Genomic DNA, 16,616 nt, shown 5'->3' on the forward strand with positions numbered 1-16,616 from the left:
TGAGCCTCCTGTCTCCCCTCCTGTGTCTCTTTTCCTCGAACGAGTGAGGACGCTGCTGTCTTCGACGAGTCGGTGGTCGCGTCCGCCTGTCACTCGGCTCCCTCCTGGGGGCGGGGCGGGGTTGGTTTCGCGAGAGGAGGGAGGGCCGCTCTCCTTCACTGCGCCGCCAGAACCAGTGGCAGCACCTCCTTCGCGCCGGCCTCCCGGAGCATTCGGGCTGCCACGGTGATCGTCCAGCCGGTGTCGGTGTAGTCGTCGATCAGAAGCACCGGACCGTCCACGGCAGCCATGGACGCGGCCAGCTCCGGCGGCATCGTGAGCGTGTCATGCACCGCACGCAGGCGCTGGGCTCCGTTGCTTCGGGGGCCGTTGAACAGGCCGAACTCGTCAGCGCAGGCCACCTCTCCCAGAAGTGGCATGCGGCCGATGTCGGCGATCCGTTCCGCGAACGACCGCACAAGCTGTGGTCGGGTCCGGGACCCGATGGCGACGATCCCCGCAGGACGCTCCAACGCTTCCGGTCCCTCTGTCGCCCAGCCACCTGGTGCCTTCGCCCAGTCCGCAAGCACCGTCACCGCACCCTGCAGCACGTCGTCGGGTACCGGGCCGTCTCCCGCCTGCTCGGCCAGCAGTGGGCGCAGCCTGTTTCCCCAGCCGATGTCGGAGAGCCGTCCGAGCGCCCGCCCGGGTGCCGCTTGCTGCTGCGCGGGGATGCGGCCCTTGAGATCCATGCCGACCGACGGCATGCCGGTCGGCCACATCCGGCGTGGGTCGATTCGTACCCCCGGCCTCCGTAGCTCACCCTTGGCGGCCACGACCGAGGCCTCATCGACCGTCGCGCTGAACCGGGCACCGGCGCAGTTGTCGCATCTGCCGCAGGGAGCGGCCTTGTCGTCGTCCAGTTCCCTGCGCAAGAACTCCATCCGGCAGTCGGTGGTGGCGGCATAGCCGCGCATCGCGCGCTGCTCGGCCAGCCGCTGGCGCTCCACCCACTGGTACCGGTCGGTGTCGTACTGCCACGGTGCCCCAGTGGCTACCCAGCCGCCTTTGACTCGCCGGACGGCACCGTCGACATCGAGAACCTTCAGCATCATCTCCAGCCGTGACCTGCGGAGCTCGACGCGGGGCTCCAGAGCGGGCAAGGACATCGGGCCGTCTGACGCAGTGAGCACGTCGAGCGTGCGCCGCACCTGTTCCTCGGCAGGAAAGGCGAGCGAGGCGAAGTACCGCCAGATCGCTTCGTCCTCCTGCCCTGGCAGCAGGAGAACCTCCGCGTGTTCCACGCCGCGGCCGGCGCGGCCCACCTGCTGGTAGTAGGCGATGGGGGAGGAAGGCGAACCGAGATGGACGACGAAGCCGAGGTCGGGTTTGTCGAAGCCCATGCCCAGGGCCGACGTCGCGACCAAGGCCTTCACACGGTTGGCCAGGAGGTCTGCCTCAGCGGCTTCGCGATCCGCGTTCTCCGTCCTGCCCGTGTAGGAGGCAACCTCGTGTCCGCACTGGCGCAGGAAGGCCGTGACCTCCTCGGCCGCGGCCACCGTCAGGGTGTAGATGATGCCCGAGCCCGGCAGGGAGGGGAGGTGCTCTCCCAGCCAGGCGAGCCGATGCGAAGCGTCCGGCAAGCGCAGCACGCTCAGGCTCAGGCTCTCCCGGTCGAGCGGTCCGCGAAGCACCAGTGCGGGCGCGGAGCCGGCGGACATGCCTCCGTCCCCACCCGCGCCGCCCGTGCCGAGCTGCTCGGCCACATCAGCCGTGACGCGTGCGTTGGCCGTGGCGGTCGTCGCGAGCACCGGAACGCCGGATGGCAACTCGGCGAGCATGGTGCGCAGCCTGCGGTAGTCGGGACGGAAGTCGTGGCCCCAGTCGGAGATGCAGTGTGCTTCGTCCACGACCAGGAGTCCGGTGGAAGCGGTCAGGCTCGGAAGCACGTTGTCCCGGAAATCGGGATTGTTGAGTCGCTCAGGGCTGACCAGCAGTACGTCGACCTCTCCGAGGCCCACTTCCGACTCGATCGCCTGCCACTCCTCGGGATTCGACGAGTTGATGGTGCGGGCGCGGATACCGGCTCGCGCGGCTGCCTCCACCTGGTTGCGCATCAGGGCCAGCAGGGGGGAGACGATCACCGTTGGTCCCGATCCCTGTTTGCGCAGGAGAGCCGTCGCCACGAAGTACACGGCTGACTTGCCCCAGCCGGTGCGCTGTACCACCAGTGCGCGCTTACGCTCCGCCACGAGTGCCTCGATGGCCCGCCACTGGTCCGGGCGCAGTCTGGCCGTGCCTTCTTTGTCACCGACGAGGTCGGCCAGCACCACGTCGGCGTCTCGTCGCAGCTGTGTGTCGCTCATGCGTCCATGCAACCCGATGCGCAAGGTCTCCGGGGAACCGGCCTGTGGATAACTCACCATTAGTACGAAAAGACGATGAGTCGCCATAGCTGTGGATAACTTTCGACATCGGATCCAGGTTCTCCGTCACGGTCGACGCATGACACATCACGACCACGCAGAGCAGGGCGACGAGCCCACGACCTCCGCGTCCGGCAAGCTCAGCGTCTCTCTTCGCGAGCCGGCCGAGCTGGCCGAAGCTCTGCCGTACCTCCTTGGTTTCTATCCTGACGACTCTCTCGTGGTCGTTGCTTTGCACGGCGAGCGGGGACGGTTCGGAGGCCGGCTCCGGATCGGCATTCCGGACACGGAAGGCGGTCGGGCAGCTCTCGCGCCACTGGTCGCGGAGTGCCTCGACGCCAGTTGCAAGGCGCGAGGAGCTCGCCCCGACGGTGCCTTGGTCTTCCTTTGCCAGGAGCCGGGTGAGGGACACAGCGGCAGGGATGTCATGGAACGGCTGCGTCCGCTCGTCCAGGACCTGCGTCTCGCCTGTGGCGAGCGCGACATGCCCGTCTACGAGGCTCTCTGCCTCTCGGAAGGGAGGTGGTACTCCTACTGCTGTCCCAGCCAGCGCTGTTGCCCACCGGAGGGCGTTCCGTTGGCGCGTACGGGTACTTCCGTCATGGCCGTCGCCGCCGCCTATGCCGGTATGCCGATGCACGGATCGCTTCGCGAGATGGAGCAGCGGCTGATCCCTCTCGGGTCCCCGTTCGCCGATGAGCAGAAGCGGACGCTGGACGCTGCGAGCCTGCGGCTGACCCCTCGCATGCTCAAGGACGACGACCGGGAGCGGGTGCGCACCGAGACCTTGGCACTGCTCGGACATCTGATGCAGCGCTTCCAGCGCTGCACACCGTCTGTGGCGACATGGACGAGCGAGGACGCGCACGATGACGGCTTGCTCGGACACGATGAATGCGCGGCGGCGATTCTGGGCCTCCAAGATCGCGATACGCGGGATCAGGCGGCCGAATGGATGGAGGGAGTGGATTCCGCTCCCGCCGTGCGTCTGTGGCGTGCCCTGGCCCGCCGTTGTACAGGGCCTTACAGGATCTACTCGGCGCCGCTGCTCACGCTCGCGGGGTGGGTCGCATGGGCGGGCGGGGATGTGCCGACGGCCCGTGTCGCTCTGGGGCTCGCTCTTCGCACGGACCCCGACTATCTGTTCGCGCAGCTCTTGCATCAGGCGTGCAACGAAGGCCTCGACCCCGGTGAGGTGCGCCGTTGCCTGCGAGGGGAGCGCCCTGGTCTACGGGAGGGCCGCGAAGGAGGGGAGCCGGATCCCCCTGCGGACGCCACCTCCTGACAGCCGCTCTCATCAGCCTCGAAGCAGCAGTGGGCAGGGGAGGTCGGTGCTGTTGAACGGCCTGTTTATCGTCAGGGAGACGACTATGATCACGCCATGCCCTATGATCCATCGGCCTTCCCGCCTTTTGCCGTCACCGTCGACCTCGTGGTGCTCACTGTGCGCAAGGACGCGCTGTGTTCCCTGGTCGTGCGCCGGGGGGAGCCTCCCTATCAGGGCAGGTGGGCGTTGCCCGGCGGGTTCGTGCGGGATGATGAGGGCTTGGAGGCCGCGGCCTCGCGAGAACTCGCCGAGGAAACCGGGCTCCGCTCCCAGGCGACCGAGAGGTATCGAGGGGGAGCTCACCTCGAGCAGCTCGCCACGTACGGTGCGCCGCAGCGGGACCCCCGGATGCGGGTGGTCAGCGTGGCGTATCTCGTGCTCGCGCCCGATCCGCCCTCGCCCGTGGCCGGCGGGGATGCGCGCAGTGCCCGATGGGCACCGTCGGATGCCCTCCTCGACGCGTCGGAGGGGCTGGGACGGGATGCCGAACAGCAGGCACCGCTGGCCTTCGATCACGGACAGATCCTGCAGGACGGCGTCGAGAGGGCGCGGTCCAAGATCGAGTACTCCTCGCTCGCCACCGCTTTCTGTCCGCCCGAGTTCACCGTGGGGGAGCTGCGTCGGGTGTACGAAGCGGTGTGGGGAGTGGCGCTCGATCCGCGGAACTTCCACAGGAAAGTGACAGGCACGCCTGGTTTCCTGATGCCGACCGGCGGGACGACGACCCGCCAGGGCGGGCGGCCCGCACAGCTCTTCCGCAGCGGAGAGGCCACTGTTCTCAATCCGCCCATGTTGCGTCCGGAAGCGTAACGACGGATCCCGGCGGCGAACTGCTTGACCGGGCCGGGACCGATCGAGCGGGTTACCCGGAAAGTCGGAAATGTCGCGTTATCTTGCAGAGATGCGTCCACCACGCGTTCTGTGGGAGAAGCGATGATCCAGGCCATCGGACTCACCAGCACGGCCCGGCGCAAGCGCCAGCCGCAGATCGACGACCTCACGTTCGAGGCTCGCTCGGGCGAGGTCACTGCACTGCTGGGGCCGACGGGTTCGGGCAAGAGCGAGGCCCTGCGGCTGATGCTGCAACTTCTCCCGGGGCGGGGGGTCGCGCTCTTCCGGGGTCGTCCGGTGCAGCGGATCCCGCATCCGGCGCGGGAGATCGGCGTCCTGCTCGGGGACGTCCCGGGGCATCCTGCACGCACAGCTCGAGGGCACCTGCGGATGCTGACGGCCGTCGCCGGGGTACCGGTCGAGCGGGCGGACGAGGTGTTGGAAGTGGTCGGCCTCAGCGGTCTTGCCGACCAGCGGCTGGGGGATTTCTCGCTCGGGATGGACCGGCGGCTCGGGATGGCGGCGGCGCTGTTGGGTGACCCGCACACGCTGGTTCTGGACCAACCGACACAGGGGTTGTCACTCCGGGAGGCGAGTTGGCTGCAGGGTCTGCTGCGGAGTTACGCGGAGCACGGTGGCTTGGTGCTTGTCACTGTGCGAGACCCGAAAGAAGCGGCACGGATCGCCGACCGAGTGGTGTCCATCAATCGCGGCAGGCTGGTGGCCGACCAGGAGGCCGCTGACTTCGCCCGCACCCGGCTCCGCCCTCGGGTGGCGGTGCGGACGCCGCACGCGGAACGGTTCGCCGCAGTCCTCTCCCAGGAGGCCAGGAGCGGGGAGCGAACCCGCAAGGGGCGCGGCGCTGTTGAAGTGGTGTGTGAAGGGGGGAGTCGAGTGTCGGTCTACGGGAGCGACTGCGCGGCGGTGGGGGAGTTGGCGTACCGACACGGAATTCTCGTGCACCAACTGAAGGATGAGATCGGTGACACGGGGGACGGCTCGCGGCCCAGCGCGTTGGAAAGGGCGGATGGCCGACCATCCGATGCCCTTCGTCCAACCGTCCGAGGCTCGGAGGCCGCTGTGGGGAAACGAGCGGAAGAGGGGGCGGATGATGGCAGAGAAGGGCAGAGTGCCGAGTCCGGTCGGGGGAACGGAGCGCACGAAGACGTATGGGGAGAGGGCGCGGGCCGAGCGGGTCTCCAGTCCGCAGCTCCCGGGCACGCCGCCGTTCCCGCTCCTCACACGTACGCGCCGGGGCGTGCAGGTGCGGCGACACCAAGCGCGAGTGCGGAACCGGCGGAACGGGACAGCTCCGGTGTGGGCGCCGACGGGACAGGTGAAGTCGTCGCCGGCATGGACGCCGGGCCAGAGGGCGAGTTGGAGCCGGCTGCCCGCCGGGGCGGGCCTGAGGGACCGGCTTCCCGCGAGGTACGTGCCGAGGCGGCGCAGGAGCCGACGGACCCGGACAGGACGTCCGATGAAGAGGCGCTGGTCCCGGCGGCGTCGGAGGAAACCGGCGCGGCGAATGCGCCCGATGAAAGGCGTGGGCAACAGCGGCGCCCGGTGGGCAGAGCGTCGGCCTCGACGCCGCGGGGAAGCCATGCTCGGCTGGCGGAGAATGATCCTCCGAATGTGAACCCGGAGGAGAAACGGGTATCCGGTGGCCAACAGGCTGAGGCGGGGAACATCGGTCCGCATGAGACGTTGCCGGTGCACGTGACACCGAACGAGCGGGTCTCGGACAACAGGGGAACGCGGACGGAAGAGAAGACACCTGGCGCGCGTTCGACACCGGTATCAGCACAGGTCCCGGGCGATGCCGCGCCCGCGGTGCACTCCGGCAGCGAGACTTCCGCCCGCGCCGTTGCTCCGCACGCCACTTCCTCATCCACCGATTCCGTACGCTCCGCTGCTGTCGACGCCCCATCCGCCGGTGCCCCATCCGCCGGCGCCCCATCGGCCGACGCCCCGTCCGCCAGCGCCGCGTCCATCGACGCGGCGTCCGTCGGCTCGGTGAGGGGCGGCTCGGCGAGATCGGGCCGACAGGTTGCCGACGCATCCTGGGCGGCCAGAATCGTGACCTCTGCTCGTGACCGGCTGCGGATGTGGCGAAACGGGGAGGCCGGCGCGAGCGAGGGGGTGCCCACAACCATCGGGCGGGGCGGAAGCGGCACCGTGAGCGGCGAGGCCACGGCTGCAAGTGGCGAGACCACGGCTGCGGCATTTTCCGTGTCTCCGGCGGTGCGACGGCCCGGCCCGGTAGCGCCGGTGCAGTACGAGCTGCGGCGGCTGTTCGGTGTGCGGACTCCCTGGGTGGTCATCGCGCTGGCGCTGTTGGCGGGATTGGTTGTTTCGGTCTCGATGGCCCGTACAGGCGCCGGGAGCACGGTCGACGCGGCCACAGGTATCGCTCCAGGGCTGAAGCTGCTGATGGGGTGGCTGCCCGGGTCACCGTTCATGGTGCCGCCCGCCGCAGTGGCGGCCGGGTTCTTGGGGGCCACTGCCTTCGGCCAGGAATTCCGGTATCCGGCGCTGGTTCCCGCGCAGGTGCCCGTACCGCGGAGACTGGGACTGCTGGTGGCGAAGCTGGTCGTGACCGCAGGCGCGACCGTGGGGCTGTGCGCGGCGACAGCTGTGTGCAACGCAGCCGTGCTCACCCTCTTCTTCGGTCCCGACAGCGGCGTACTGGACTTTCCCGACCGGACTCTCGAACTGGCCGGCCTGACGCACCTTTCCGTGCCTGTCGGGGAAGGAGTCGGCCACATGGTGCCCTCGTTGGGGGTGCAGGTGTTCGCGGTTCTGGCGCTGTGTGTGGGGTGCGCATGGGCCGGGCTGCTGGCCGCAGGGGTCTGCCGTTCGACGCTGTCGGGTCTGATCGCGGTTGTGGCAGTCCCGTTGCTGGTGGCACCCCTGGTGGCTCGGGCCGCGGTGGGTACCGACGGCCAGCCGGTGGACGGAATGCCGGAACGCCTGAGATCGGTGCTGCTCTTTCCTTGGCCGTCGGCTGTCGAGCAGTGGGGCTCGGTGGTCGGGGAGATCGCGACGCAACCAGTGGGTCGTGCGCTTGCCCTGTCGCTGACCGTGTTGTTCGGGGCGTACGGCGTCCTCTCGTTGCGAGCGAGACCGAGACGGCAGTAACGGTGCGAGTCGGCGCGCTGATCACCGTGGCGGCGGCCTCAGTTGGTTACTCGTCTCCCGATGACCGCAGGCTCGGCGGGGTGTTCACACCGCGGTGGCACCAATCCGTGAGACAGAGGGGAGAGATGGCTCTGACCACCGGTGATGTGGTCGGTTCTTTCCGATAAGGCGTCAATTGTAAGGAAGTCAGCGATCACCCTTTCGTGTGCTTTTCACCAAAGCCCTCAAGAAAGCCCTCAAGACCGGCCGGAGCACGGCCGACACAAGATGCGTGACTACCCTTGCGCACTCCATGATGACCGCGGCTCGCCCCGTTGACTCAGGCCTCGTCGGCCCGGGCGAGCTGGACCGCTACGCATACGCCGAGTCCACGGGGACAGCGCGTACCACAACGAACGCCTCGGCGTGGGAGGGTTCCGAGGCCGACATGAACCGTGTGAACCGACGTACATCCGGCAGCCGCGGCAGGGGTCTGCACGGACAACTGGTGCAGCAGCTCGGGCAGATGATCGTCTCGGGTGACCTGGGCGCTGACCGCCCGCTCGTCCCCGAGGAGATCGGCCAGCGGTTCGAGGTCTCGCGGACGGTCGTACGTGAGTCGCTGCGCGTTCTGGAGGCCAAGGGGCTCGTGAGCGCCCGGCCGAACGTCGGCACCCGGGTCCGGCCGGTCAGCGACTGGAACCTGCTCGACCCCGACATCATCGAGTGGCGCGCGTTCGGGCCGCAGCGGGAAGGCCAGCGGCGCGAGCTGTGCGAGCTGCGCTGGACGATCGAGCCTCTCGCCGCCCGCCTCGCCGCCGGGCAGAGCCACGACGACGTACAGCAGCGCCTGGGCGACATGGTCGAGATCATGAACCACGCGCACGCCCAGGGTGACAGTCTCACCTTCTCCAGGGCGGACGCCGAGTTCCACGGTCTGATCCTGCAGGCGGCGGGCAACCGGATGCTGGAGCACCTCTCCGGCATCGTCTCCTCGGCACTGCAGGTCTCCGGCGGCCCCTCGGCGTGCTGCGAGCACCCCACCGAGAACGTGGTCGCTCACCACCGCCGGGTCGTAGAGGCGCTCGCCGCGGGAGAGGCCTCGGTGGCCGAGACCGCCATGCGCCAGGTGCTGGGTGCCCCCAGCGAGTCGGTGCCCGCGGGGCAGAGCGCGCAAGGGGCTGCCGCTCCCGCGCAGGCCGGCCAGGCGGGTCAGGCCGCGCAGGCGGGTACGCACGGTGTGCCCACCGGTGCGGGGCAGCCGGCACCGTCCGGCGGCGCGGCCGCACCCGGCGGCGCAGACCACGTGGTGCCGGCACCACGCGAGCACTGACGTTCCCGGGGCGTCCGCCGGCGCCCCTGCGGGGGCTTTAGCGACCGTGCCGAGACTCTGACAGCTACGCCTGTGGGCGCGGGCATCGTCGTGGATCTTTCCCGCGGTGTCGGCTCGCCTCGGCGGCGGATCCACCACTTCGTGGTCCCGCACATTGCCCGGCCCGCTCGCCGGTCGGCGCTCGTCGGCCCGTGCGGTGTCAGGGGCGGACAGCGGCCGGGGTGAGCGGCCTCCTGGGCGGCGTCGGTGTCCTTACGGTCGTCCGTCGCCCGGCTGCGCGTGACCGTCGGCGCCCCCGTTCGTCGCGTTCGACCCCCGTCGGTCGCGTCCGGGGGAACTCCGGCGGAGCCTCAGCCGTCGTGGGGCTGGCACGTCTCCGGGTTGCCGTCGGAGCGTCCTTCCGGTGTCGGAGGGTCCCTCCGGCGGTTGTAGGGGTCGGTGCCTTCGGCTCGGTTGCGGCGACGGTGCCGGACGAGCCGCTCTGTTTCCGCCTTCGGGTCGCTCAGTCGCTCGGTGGGGTGACAGCGGGTCCGCCCCCTGACTCGTCTGAGCTTCCTTCGCTGCGGACAGAAGGCTGGTCGAAGTGGAGGGGCGACGCGCTCCTCACCTCAGTGATGAGGACGCGCGGCGCTCGGCCCTGTAGTCCGGTCGCGTTGTGACCGCCCCCCAGGCGGCGGAAACCTGCGTGGCGCCTCCTCGTGCCGCGACGGACCGTCGGCGCTCAACATCACCGCCGTGCGGCCCTGCCCAGTGGCGTCGCCGTGCCCTCGCCGTGACGCGTCCTACGCGCCGCGATGTGCCGTGATGCCGACCGCAGGGTCTCCATGCTCGTGTCGAGGGCCGTACGGTTCCCGGACTCGTCGTGGTCTCGTCGTGCGGTGGCCGGGCGGCTGGGTGGCCGGGTGACCGCATGGCGGCCGGGCGGACGGGCGCGAACCGGCTTCGGCCCCGGGTGTCGTCCGTGGTGGCAATCCGTACCGCATCGTCCCGTGTGGCGAGAGGGTGCGCTCTGGGCCGTCGTGGTCTCGTTACGGACGGCGCGTTTGCCCGGTTCCATCCCTGTATGAGTGGGTACTAGATGTGACTCGGGCCACGTGAATTGGGCGTAACGCTTCCCGCCCCCACGCGATGACTCAAGAGGTGACAGCCGAGGAGGGAATACGGGCGCTCCATTCGGAGCTTGTGTCTGCACCGTTGTTTCTCCACTGCTCCGCCCGCGCCGTCGGTTCATCCCCGCCGGCGGTCCGCCGTTTCCATCGTTCCGAGAGGTTGTTCGTGTCGGCCAGCACATCCCGTACTCTCCCTGCGGAGATCGCCGAGTCCGAGTCCGTGATGGCGCTCATCGAGCGGGGGAAGGCTGAGGGGCAGATCGCCGGCGACGACGTGCGCCGGGCCTTCGAGGCTGACCAGATTCCGCCGACCCAGTGGAAGAACGTTCTGCGCAGCCTCAATCAGATCCTCGATGAGGAGGGTGTGACGCTGATGGTGAGTGCAGCCGAGGCGCCGAAACGCACCCGCAAGAGCGTCGCAGCGAAGACCCAGACCAAGCGCACCGCTACCAAGCCGGTCGCTGCCAAAACCACGTCGGCCAAGAAGGCCGCCCCCACTCGGACGGCTCCCGCGGCGGCCTCGGCCGCCCCCGCGCCCATCGCGCCGAGCGTCGCGGCCGGAGCGGTGGCCGGGCAGGAGCCTGCCGTGGACTCCGAGGAGAAGCCCGCGAAGAAGGCCGCCGCCAAGAAGACGGCGGCGAAGAAGGCGACCGCCAAGAAGGTGGCCGCCCCGAAGAAGACCGCCGCCAAGAAGTCCGTCGTCGACGAACTCCTCGAAGGCGACGACGAGATGGTCGAGGACCTCCCGGCCAAGCCGGCGGGCAAGCCCGGCGCCGAGGACGGTCCTTCCGCCGAGGGCAAGAACGAGAACGAGGGCTTCGTCCTGTCCGACGAGGACGAGGACGACGCTCCGGCGCAGCAGGTCGCCGCCGCGGGGGCGACGGCCGACCCGGTGAAGGACTACCTCAAGCAGATCGGCAAGGTCCCGCTCCTGAACGCGGAGCAGGAGGTCGAGCTGGCCAAGCGGATCGAGGCGGGTCTGTTCGCCGAGGACAAGCTGGCCACCGAGGAGAAGCTGGCCCCCAAGCTCCAGCGGGAGCTGGAGATCATCGCCGAGGACGGCCGCCGGGCCAAGAACCACCTGCTGGAGGCCAACCTCCGCCTCGTGGTGTCCCTGGCCAAGCGCTACACCGGCCGCGGCATGCTGTTCCTGGATCTCATCCAGGAGGGCAACCTGGGTCTGATCCGTGCGGTCGAGAAGTTCGACTACACGAAGGGCTACAAGTTCTCGACCTACGCGACGTGGTGGATCAGGCAGGCCATCACCCGCGCCATGGCCGACCAGGCTCGCACCATCCGTATCCCGGTGCACATGGTCGAGGTCATCAACAAGCTGGCCCGTGTGCAGCGCCAGATGCTCCAGGACCTGGGTCGCGAGCCCACGCCGGAGGAGCTGGCCAAGGAGCTGGACATGACGCCCGAGAAGGTCGTCGAGGTCCAGAAGTACGGCCGGGAGCCGATCTCGCTGCACACTCCGCTGGGCGAGGACGGCGACAGCGAGTTCGGTGACCTGATCGAGGACTCCGAGGCGGTCGTTCCCGCTGACGCGGTCAGCTTCACGCTGCTGCAGGAGCAGCTGCACTCGGTGCTCGACACCCTCAGCGAGCGTGAGGCGGGCGTCGTCTCCATGCGCTTCGGTCTGACCGATGGCCAGCCCAAGACGCTCGACGAGATCGGCAAGGTCTACGGCGTGACGCGTGAGCGTATCCGGCAGATCGAGTCGAAGACGATGTCCAAGCTGCGGCACCCCTCGCGTTCCCAGGTGCTGCGCGACTACCTCGACTGAGCCACCGAGCGTCCAAGACTGAGTCTCCGAGCCTCCAACCGGACGGTCGCAAGAGGTGACACGAAGGCCGGTGGGCCCGCTGACGGCGGGGCCCACCGGCCTTCGACGTGTGACCACCGGCCTTCGACGTGTGACCACCGGCCTTCGACGTGTGACCACCGGCCTTCGCGTGTGGTCACCGGCCTTCGCCGTGTGGGTGACGGGCCTTCGCCGTGTGCATCGGCCGCCTGTGTGGTCGACCGGCCTGGGAACCTTGGCCCTCGGCCTCAGCCTCGCAGTGCGGCGCGTCAGGCCTCCGTCACGTCACCGGTCGTGCCGTTTTCCGGTGCCCGTACGTGCATACGAGTGTCAGGCGCTCGTCATGGTCGTCTCGGGATGCGCGCGGCGTGCGACAGGAACACCCTGGGTAGTCAGGTAGTTCCGCACGGTGCAGGAGGTCGGTTCATGCGAGGGATGCGCTGTAAGCGAACACGCGCTGTCCGCACTCCCGGGAGCCCGGGAAGTCGTCTTTTCGTCCTGGGGGTGGCGCTCATAGCGGTGCTCCTCGCCCCTGCGGCCTCGCCCGCCGCGGCGCAGGGCCAGGACCCGGGCGACCGTGCCGTGATCGGCGGAAGACCGGTGAGCGCCGAGAGCCATCCGTGGGTGGCGGCACTCTCCAGCCGCTCGCGGTTCGGGCCGGAGCGTTCGGGACAGTTCTGCGGCAGTGCGGTGGTAGGCCCCCGTACGGCCGTCACGGCGGCGCACTGCGTCAGTCGCGAGGTGCTGGGCGCCGATCCGTCGCAGGTCGACGACCTGCGGGTCATCACAGGGCGAGGGGATCTCACGCAGACGACGGGCAAGGAGATCGCCGTCGAGTCCTGGAAGGTCAACCCGGGGTACGACCCCAAGACCAACAAGGGGGACATCGCGGTTCTGCGGCTGGCTTCCGCGCTGCCGCAGAACGCTGTCCTCCCGATGGCACGGAAGGGTGATTCCGCGTACCAGGCGGGCACGTCGGCCACCGTCTACGGCTGGGGTGACACCACAGGGCGCGGGGACTACGCGGACACCCTGCACGCGGCGGGTGTCAACGTGCTGCCGGACGCGGACTGTGAGCGCGCGTATCCGGGGTCGGCCGAGGGCACGTACGACCGCGTCACGATGCTGTGCGCCGGTCTCAAGCAGGGAGGCAAGGACGCCTGTCAGGGGGACAGCGGCGGCCCGCTGGTCGCCCAGGGCAAGCTCGTGGGACTGGTCTCCTGGGGCATCGGCTGCGGGCAGCAGGGGCGTCCAGGGGTGTATACGCGGATCTCAGCGGTGCAGTCCGTCATCGGGGCCCAGGAGGGCTCGGCCGCACCCACGGGATCCTGAGCGGCGTCCAGGCCGCATGCTGAGGCCTTGCAGGCGTTCGGCGACGCGCCTCACCCCGCCGAGGACGACGGACCGCCGTTCCCGAGGGAATCGGCGCCCGGGGTGTCGCGGTGGCCGGTCCGGCGAGCCGGGCCGATCGCGGGTGCGCACCGGTCGACCACGAGGCGGAATCGGCCATGGTCCCGTGCCGTGCTCTCGGCCGGCCGCACACCCGCGGGGGCGGCCGGACGCCGGCCGGGAAACGACGAGGGCGGACGGTCCTCCCGCTGGTGGGAGGGCCGCCCGCCGATACCGGCCTGTGCCGGGGTAGCTCGTCGGATGCGGACGCGAAGGCGTCAGCTCAGCAGGTCACCGTTCGTCCTCGCCCGCAGTGGCAGGAGTCGCGGTGAGCTTCTCCGTCTCGTCCTGTATCTCCGCGGCGATCTTCTTGAGCTCCGGCTCGTACTTACGGCCGTGGTGGGCGCAGAACAGCAGCTCTCCGCCACTCACCAGGACAACGCGCAGATAGGCCTGGGCGTTGCAGCGGTCACAGCGGTCGGCTGCAGTCAGCGGGGTCGCGGGGGTCAGAACTGTAGTCACGTCGCCTCTTCTCTAGCTCGACGAGCTGTCGTACCAGGGTCAACATCCAACCAGGCCGAAAACGTTCCCGCTCTGGCCTTCATTCCCGGACTTTTTTGGCCGGGAGGCCGGATTGTTGCCGGGTGGCGGCGAATGGGCCGTATTGCAGGGGTTGGGGTTTCCGTCTGTTGTGTTCGGTCTGTCGTGGAGTTTGTGACGGTGAGTGGTGGCCGGCTCCTGCCAGTGGCGCTGGCAGGCTTCCGTCGTGCCGTTGGGTTGTCGTCCGACTCCGGGCTGTTCCCTTCTCCGTTGTGGAGGACGTGCCCGGAGCCTAAACGGTTCATGCCTGGATGGGAACGTGATGTGTGAGTCACCCAGGCGGGTTATCGAACAGGATATCGAATATGAGCTAGCATGGCGGTTCTCCTTATCCCTGGCCTGGGTCGTGCGTCACGCGCCGTCCTGGGCCTCGGTACCCTCTGACGCGGCAACCCAGCCGTCTCAAGCAGAATTCAGCGAGGAGCGAACCGCGTGACCGCCGACATGTCCGTGCCGTCCACCGCACTGCTGACCGGGGCAGACCGTGAGGGCGGTTCCAATTACACCGCGCGGCATCTGCTCGTCCTGGAGGGCTTGGAGGCCGTCCGCAAGCGGCCCGGCATGTACATCGGCTCGACCGACAGTCGCGGCCTGATGCACTGCCTGTGGGAGATCATCGACAACTCCGTTGACGAAGCCCTGGGGGGCTACTGCGACCGGATCGAGGTCATCCTGCACGAGGACGGCTCGGTCGAGGTCACCGACAACGGCCGGGGCATCCCCGTCGACATCGAGCCGAAGACGGGTCTCCCCGGCGTCGAGGTCGTGATGACCAAGCTGCACGCCGGCGGCAAGTTCGGTGGCGGCTCCTACGCGGCCTCCGGCGGACTGCACGGTGTCGGCGCTTCCGTGGTGAACGCGCTCTCCTCGCGCCTGGACGTCGAGGTCGACCTGAACAGTCGCACCCACACCATCAGCTTCCGTCGCGGTGTGCCCGGCATCTTCACCGAGCCGGGACCCGAGGCACCCTTCGATCCCTCCAGCGGGGTGCTCAAGGGCAAGAAGATTCCCAAGACGCGTACGGGCACCAGGATCCGCTACTGGTCCGACCGGCAGATCTTCCTCAAGGATGCCAAGCTCTCCCTGGACACGCTGTACGCACGTGCCCGTCAGACCGCGTTCCTGGTGCCAGGGCTGACGCTGGTCGTGCGGGACGAGCGGGGTCTGGACGGCGAGGACGTCTCGGAAGAGACGTTCCACTACGACGGCGGCATCAGCGAGTTCTGCGAGTACCTCGCACCCGACAAACCGGTCTGTGACGTACTCAGGTTGCAGGGCCAGGGAACGTTCAAGGAGACCGTGCCGGTTCTCGACGACCGCGGGCACATGACCCCCTCGGAGGTCCAGCGGGAGCTCGGTGTGGATGTCGCGCTGCGCTGGGGGGCCGGGTACGACACGACGGTCAAGTCGTTCGTGAACATTATCGCGACGCCCAAGGGCGGCACGCACGTCGCCGGCTTCGAGCGCGCTGTCACCAAGACGGTCAACGAGGCACTGCGCACGAACAGGCTGCTGAAGGTCGCCGACGACGACGTCGTCAAGGACGACGCCACCGAAGGACTCACCGCCGTGGTGACCGTCCGGCTGGCCGAGCCGCAGTTCGAAGGGCAGACCAAGGAGGTGCTGGGAACCTCCGCGGCCTCGCGCATCGTCGCGCAGGTGGTGGCCAAGGAGCTGAAGGCCTTCCTGACCTCCTCCAAGCGGGACGCCAAGGCGCAGGCCCGCTCCGTGCTGGAGAAGGTCGTCGCCGCGGCACGGACACGGATCGCCGCGCGGCAGCACAAGGAGGCGCAGCGCCGCAAGACCGCGCTGGAGTCCTCGGCGCTGCCCGCCAAGCTGGCCGACTGCCGTGCCGATGACATCGACCGCACCGAGTTGTTCATCGTCGAGGGTGACTCCGCGCTCGGCACCGCGAAGGTGGCGCGGAACTCCGAGTTCCAGGCGCTGCTGCCGATCCGCGGCAAGATCCTCAACGTGCAGAAGTCGTCCGTCTCCGACATGCTCAAGAACGCCGAGTGCGGCTCGATCATCCAGGTCATAGGAGCCGGGTCGGGACGGTCCTTCGACATCGACCAGGCCCGTTACGGCAAGGTCATCTTCCTCGCCGACGCCGATGTGGACGGTGCCCACATCCGCTGCCTGCTGCTCACGCTCTTCCAGCGCTACATGCGGCCGATGGTGGAGGAGGGCCGGGTCTTCTCCGCGGTGCCGCCGCTGCACCGGATCGAGCTGATCAACCCGAAGAAGGGCCAGGAGAAGTTCCTGTACACCTACTCGGACAACGAGTTGCGCCAGACGCTGCTGGAACTCGAACGCAAGGGGACGCGTTACAAGGAGTCCATCCAGCGCTACAAGGGGCTGGGCGAGATGGACGCCGACCAGTTGGCGGAGACGACGATGGACCCGCGCCACCGCACGCTGCGCCGCATCAACATCAGCGACCTGGAGGCGGCCGAGGAGGCGTTCTCCCTGCTGATGGGCAGCGAGGTGGCTCCGCGCCGGGAGTTCATCAGCTCCTCCGCCGCCACGTTGGACCGCTCCCGCATCGACATCTGAGCCGGAAACCGGCCTGCCATGACGTGCGGTGCCCGGGAGTGTGTCCGGCTGGCCGCAGACGGGGGCGCGTTCGGCCGCGACGGGCGGTCCGGCGACTCACGTCCGGCTGCGAGGCGCGATCCGGCGGCTCACGCCCCGCTGTGCG

General features: G+C 69.0%; 9 protein-coding genes. 7 read left to right on the plus strand and 2 right to left on the minus strand.

Going from position 1 to position 16,616, the window contains the following annotated elements; genetic code table 11:
* Positions 1-155: 155 nt before the first annotated feature.
* Entirely contained in the window at positions 156-2,345 is a 2,190-nt protein-coding gene (locus tag MMF93_RS25255; protein ID WP_242757761.1) for a RecQ family ATP-dependent DNA helicase, read from the minus strand.
* Between the two features lie 139 nt (positions 2,346-2,484).
* Here MMF93_RS25255 and MMF93_RS25260 point away from each other — a divergent pair, with 139 nt between their 5' ends.
* The 6 genes from MMF93_RS25260 to MMF93_RS25285 all read left to right on the plus strand — a co-directional run bounded on the left by MMF93_RS25260 (position 2,485) and on the right by MMF93_RS25285 (position 13,258).
* Positions 2,485-3,690, plus strand: coding sequence for a DUF4192 domain-containing protein (locus MMF93_RS25260; protein ID WP_242755062.1), 1,206 nt, complete (start codon positions 2,485-2,487; stop codon positions 3,688-3,690).
* 96 nt (positions 3,691-3,786) lie between these two features.
* Entirely contained in the window at positions 3,787-4,542 is a 756-nt protein-coding gene (locus tag MMF93_RS25265; RefSeq protein ID WP_242755065.1) for an NUDIX hydrolase, read from the plus strand.
* Positions 4,543-4,665: 123 nt separating this feature from the next.
* On the plus strand, positions 4,666-7,701 hold the full coding sequence (locus MMF93_RS33765; RefSeq protein ID WP_423835516.1) for an ATP-binding cassette domain-containing protein: 3,036 nt from the start codon (positions 4,666-4,668) through the stop codon (positions 7,699-7,701).
* Between the two features lie 205 nt (positions 7,702-7,906).
* Positions 7,907-9,013, plus strand: coding sequence for a FadR/GntR family transcriptional regulator (locus MMF93_RS25275; RefSeq protein ID WP_423835517.1), 1,107 nt, complete (start codon positions 7,907-7,909; stop codon positions 9,011-9,013).
* Positions 9,014-10,288: 1,275 nt separating this feature from the next.
* On the plus strand, positions 10,289-11,908 hold the full coding sequence (locus MMF93_RS25280) for an RNA polymerase sigma factor (protein WP_274709504.1): 1,620 nt from the start codon (positions 10,289-10,291) through the stop codon (positions 11,906-11,908).
* A gap of 444 nt (positions 11,909-12,352) precedes the next feature.
* Positions 12,353-13,258 (plus strand): serine protease, encoded by a 906-nt coding sequence (locus MMF93_RS25285; RefSeq protein WP_423835518.1) that lies wholly within the window; start codon positions 12,353-12,355, stop codon positions 13,256-13,258.
* Between the two features lie 348 nt (positions 13,259-13,606).
* On the opposite strand, the gene MMF93_RS25290 is transcribed toward MMF93_RS25285, so the two are convergent.
* Positions 13,607-13,837, minus strand: a complete 231-nt coding sequence (locus MMF93_RS25290; RefSeq protein WP_114019423.1) for a DUF7455 domain-containing protein — start codon at positions 13,835-13,837, stop codon at positions 13,607-13,609.
* A gap of 510 nt (positions 13,838-14,347) precedes the next feature.
* Between MMF93_RS25290 and MMF93_RS25295 the strand changes: the two genes are divergently transcribed.
* The gene (locus tag MMF93_RS25295; RefSeq protein ID WP_242755067.1) at positions 14,348-16,471 is read left to right on the plus strand and encodes a DNA gyrase/topoisomerase IV subunit B; all 2,124 of its coding nucleotides are present in this window, start codon (positions 14,348-14,350) and stop codon (positions 16,469-16,471) included.
* The last annotated feature ends 145 nt before the right edge of the window (positions 16,472-16,616 follow it).

The sequence above is a fragment of the Streptomyces tubbatahanensis genome (assembly GCF_022699385.1).
GTDB lineage: Bacteria > Actinomycetota > Actinomycetes > Streptomycetales > Streptomycetaceae > Streptomyces > Streptomyces diacarni.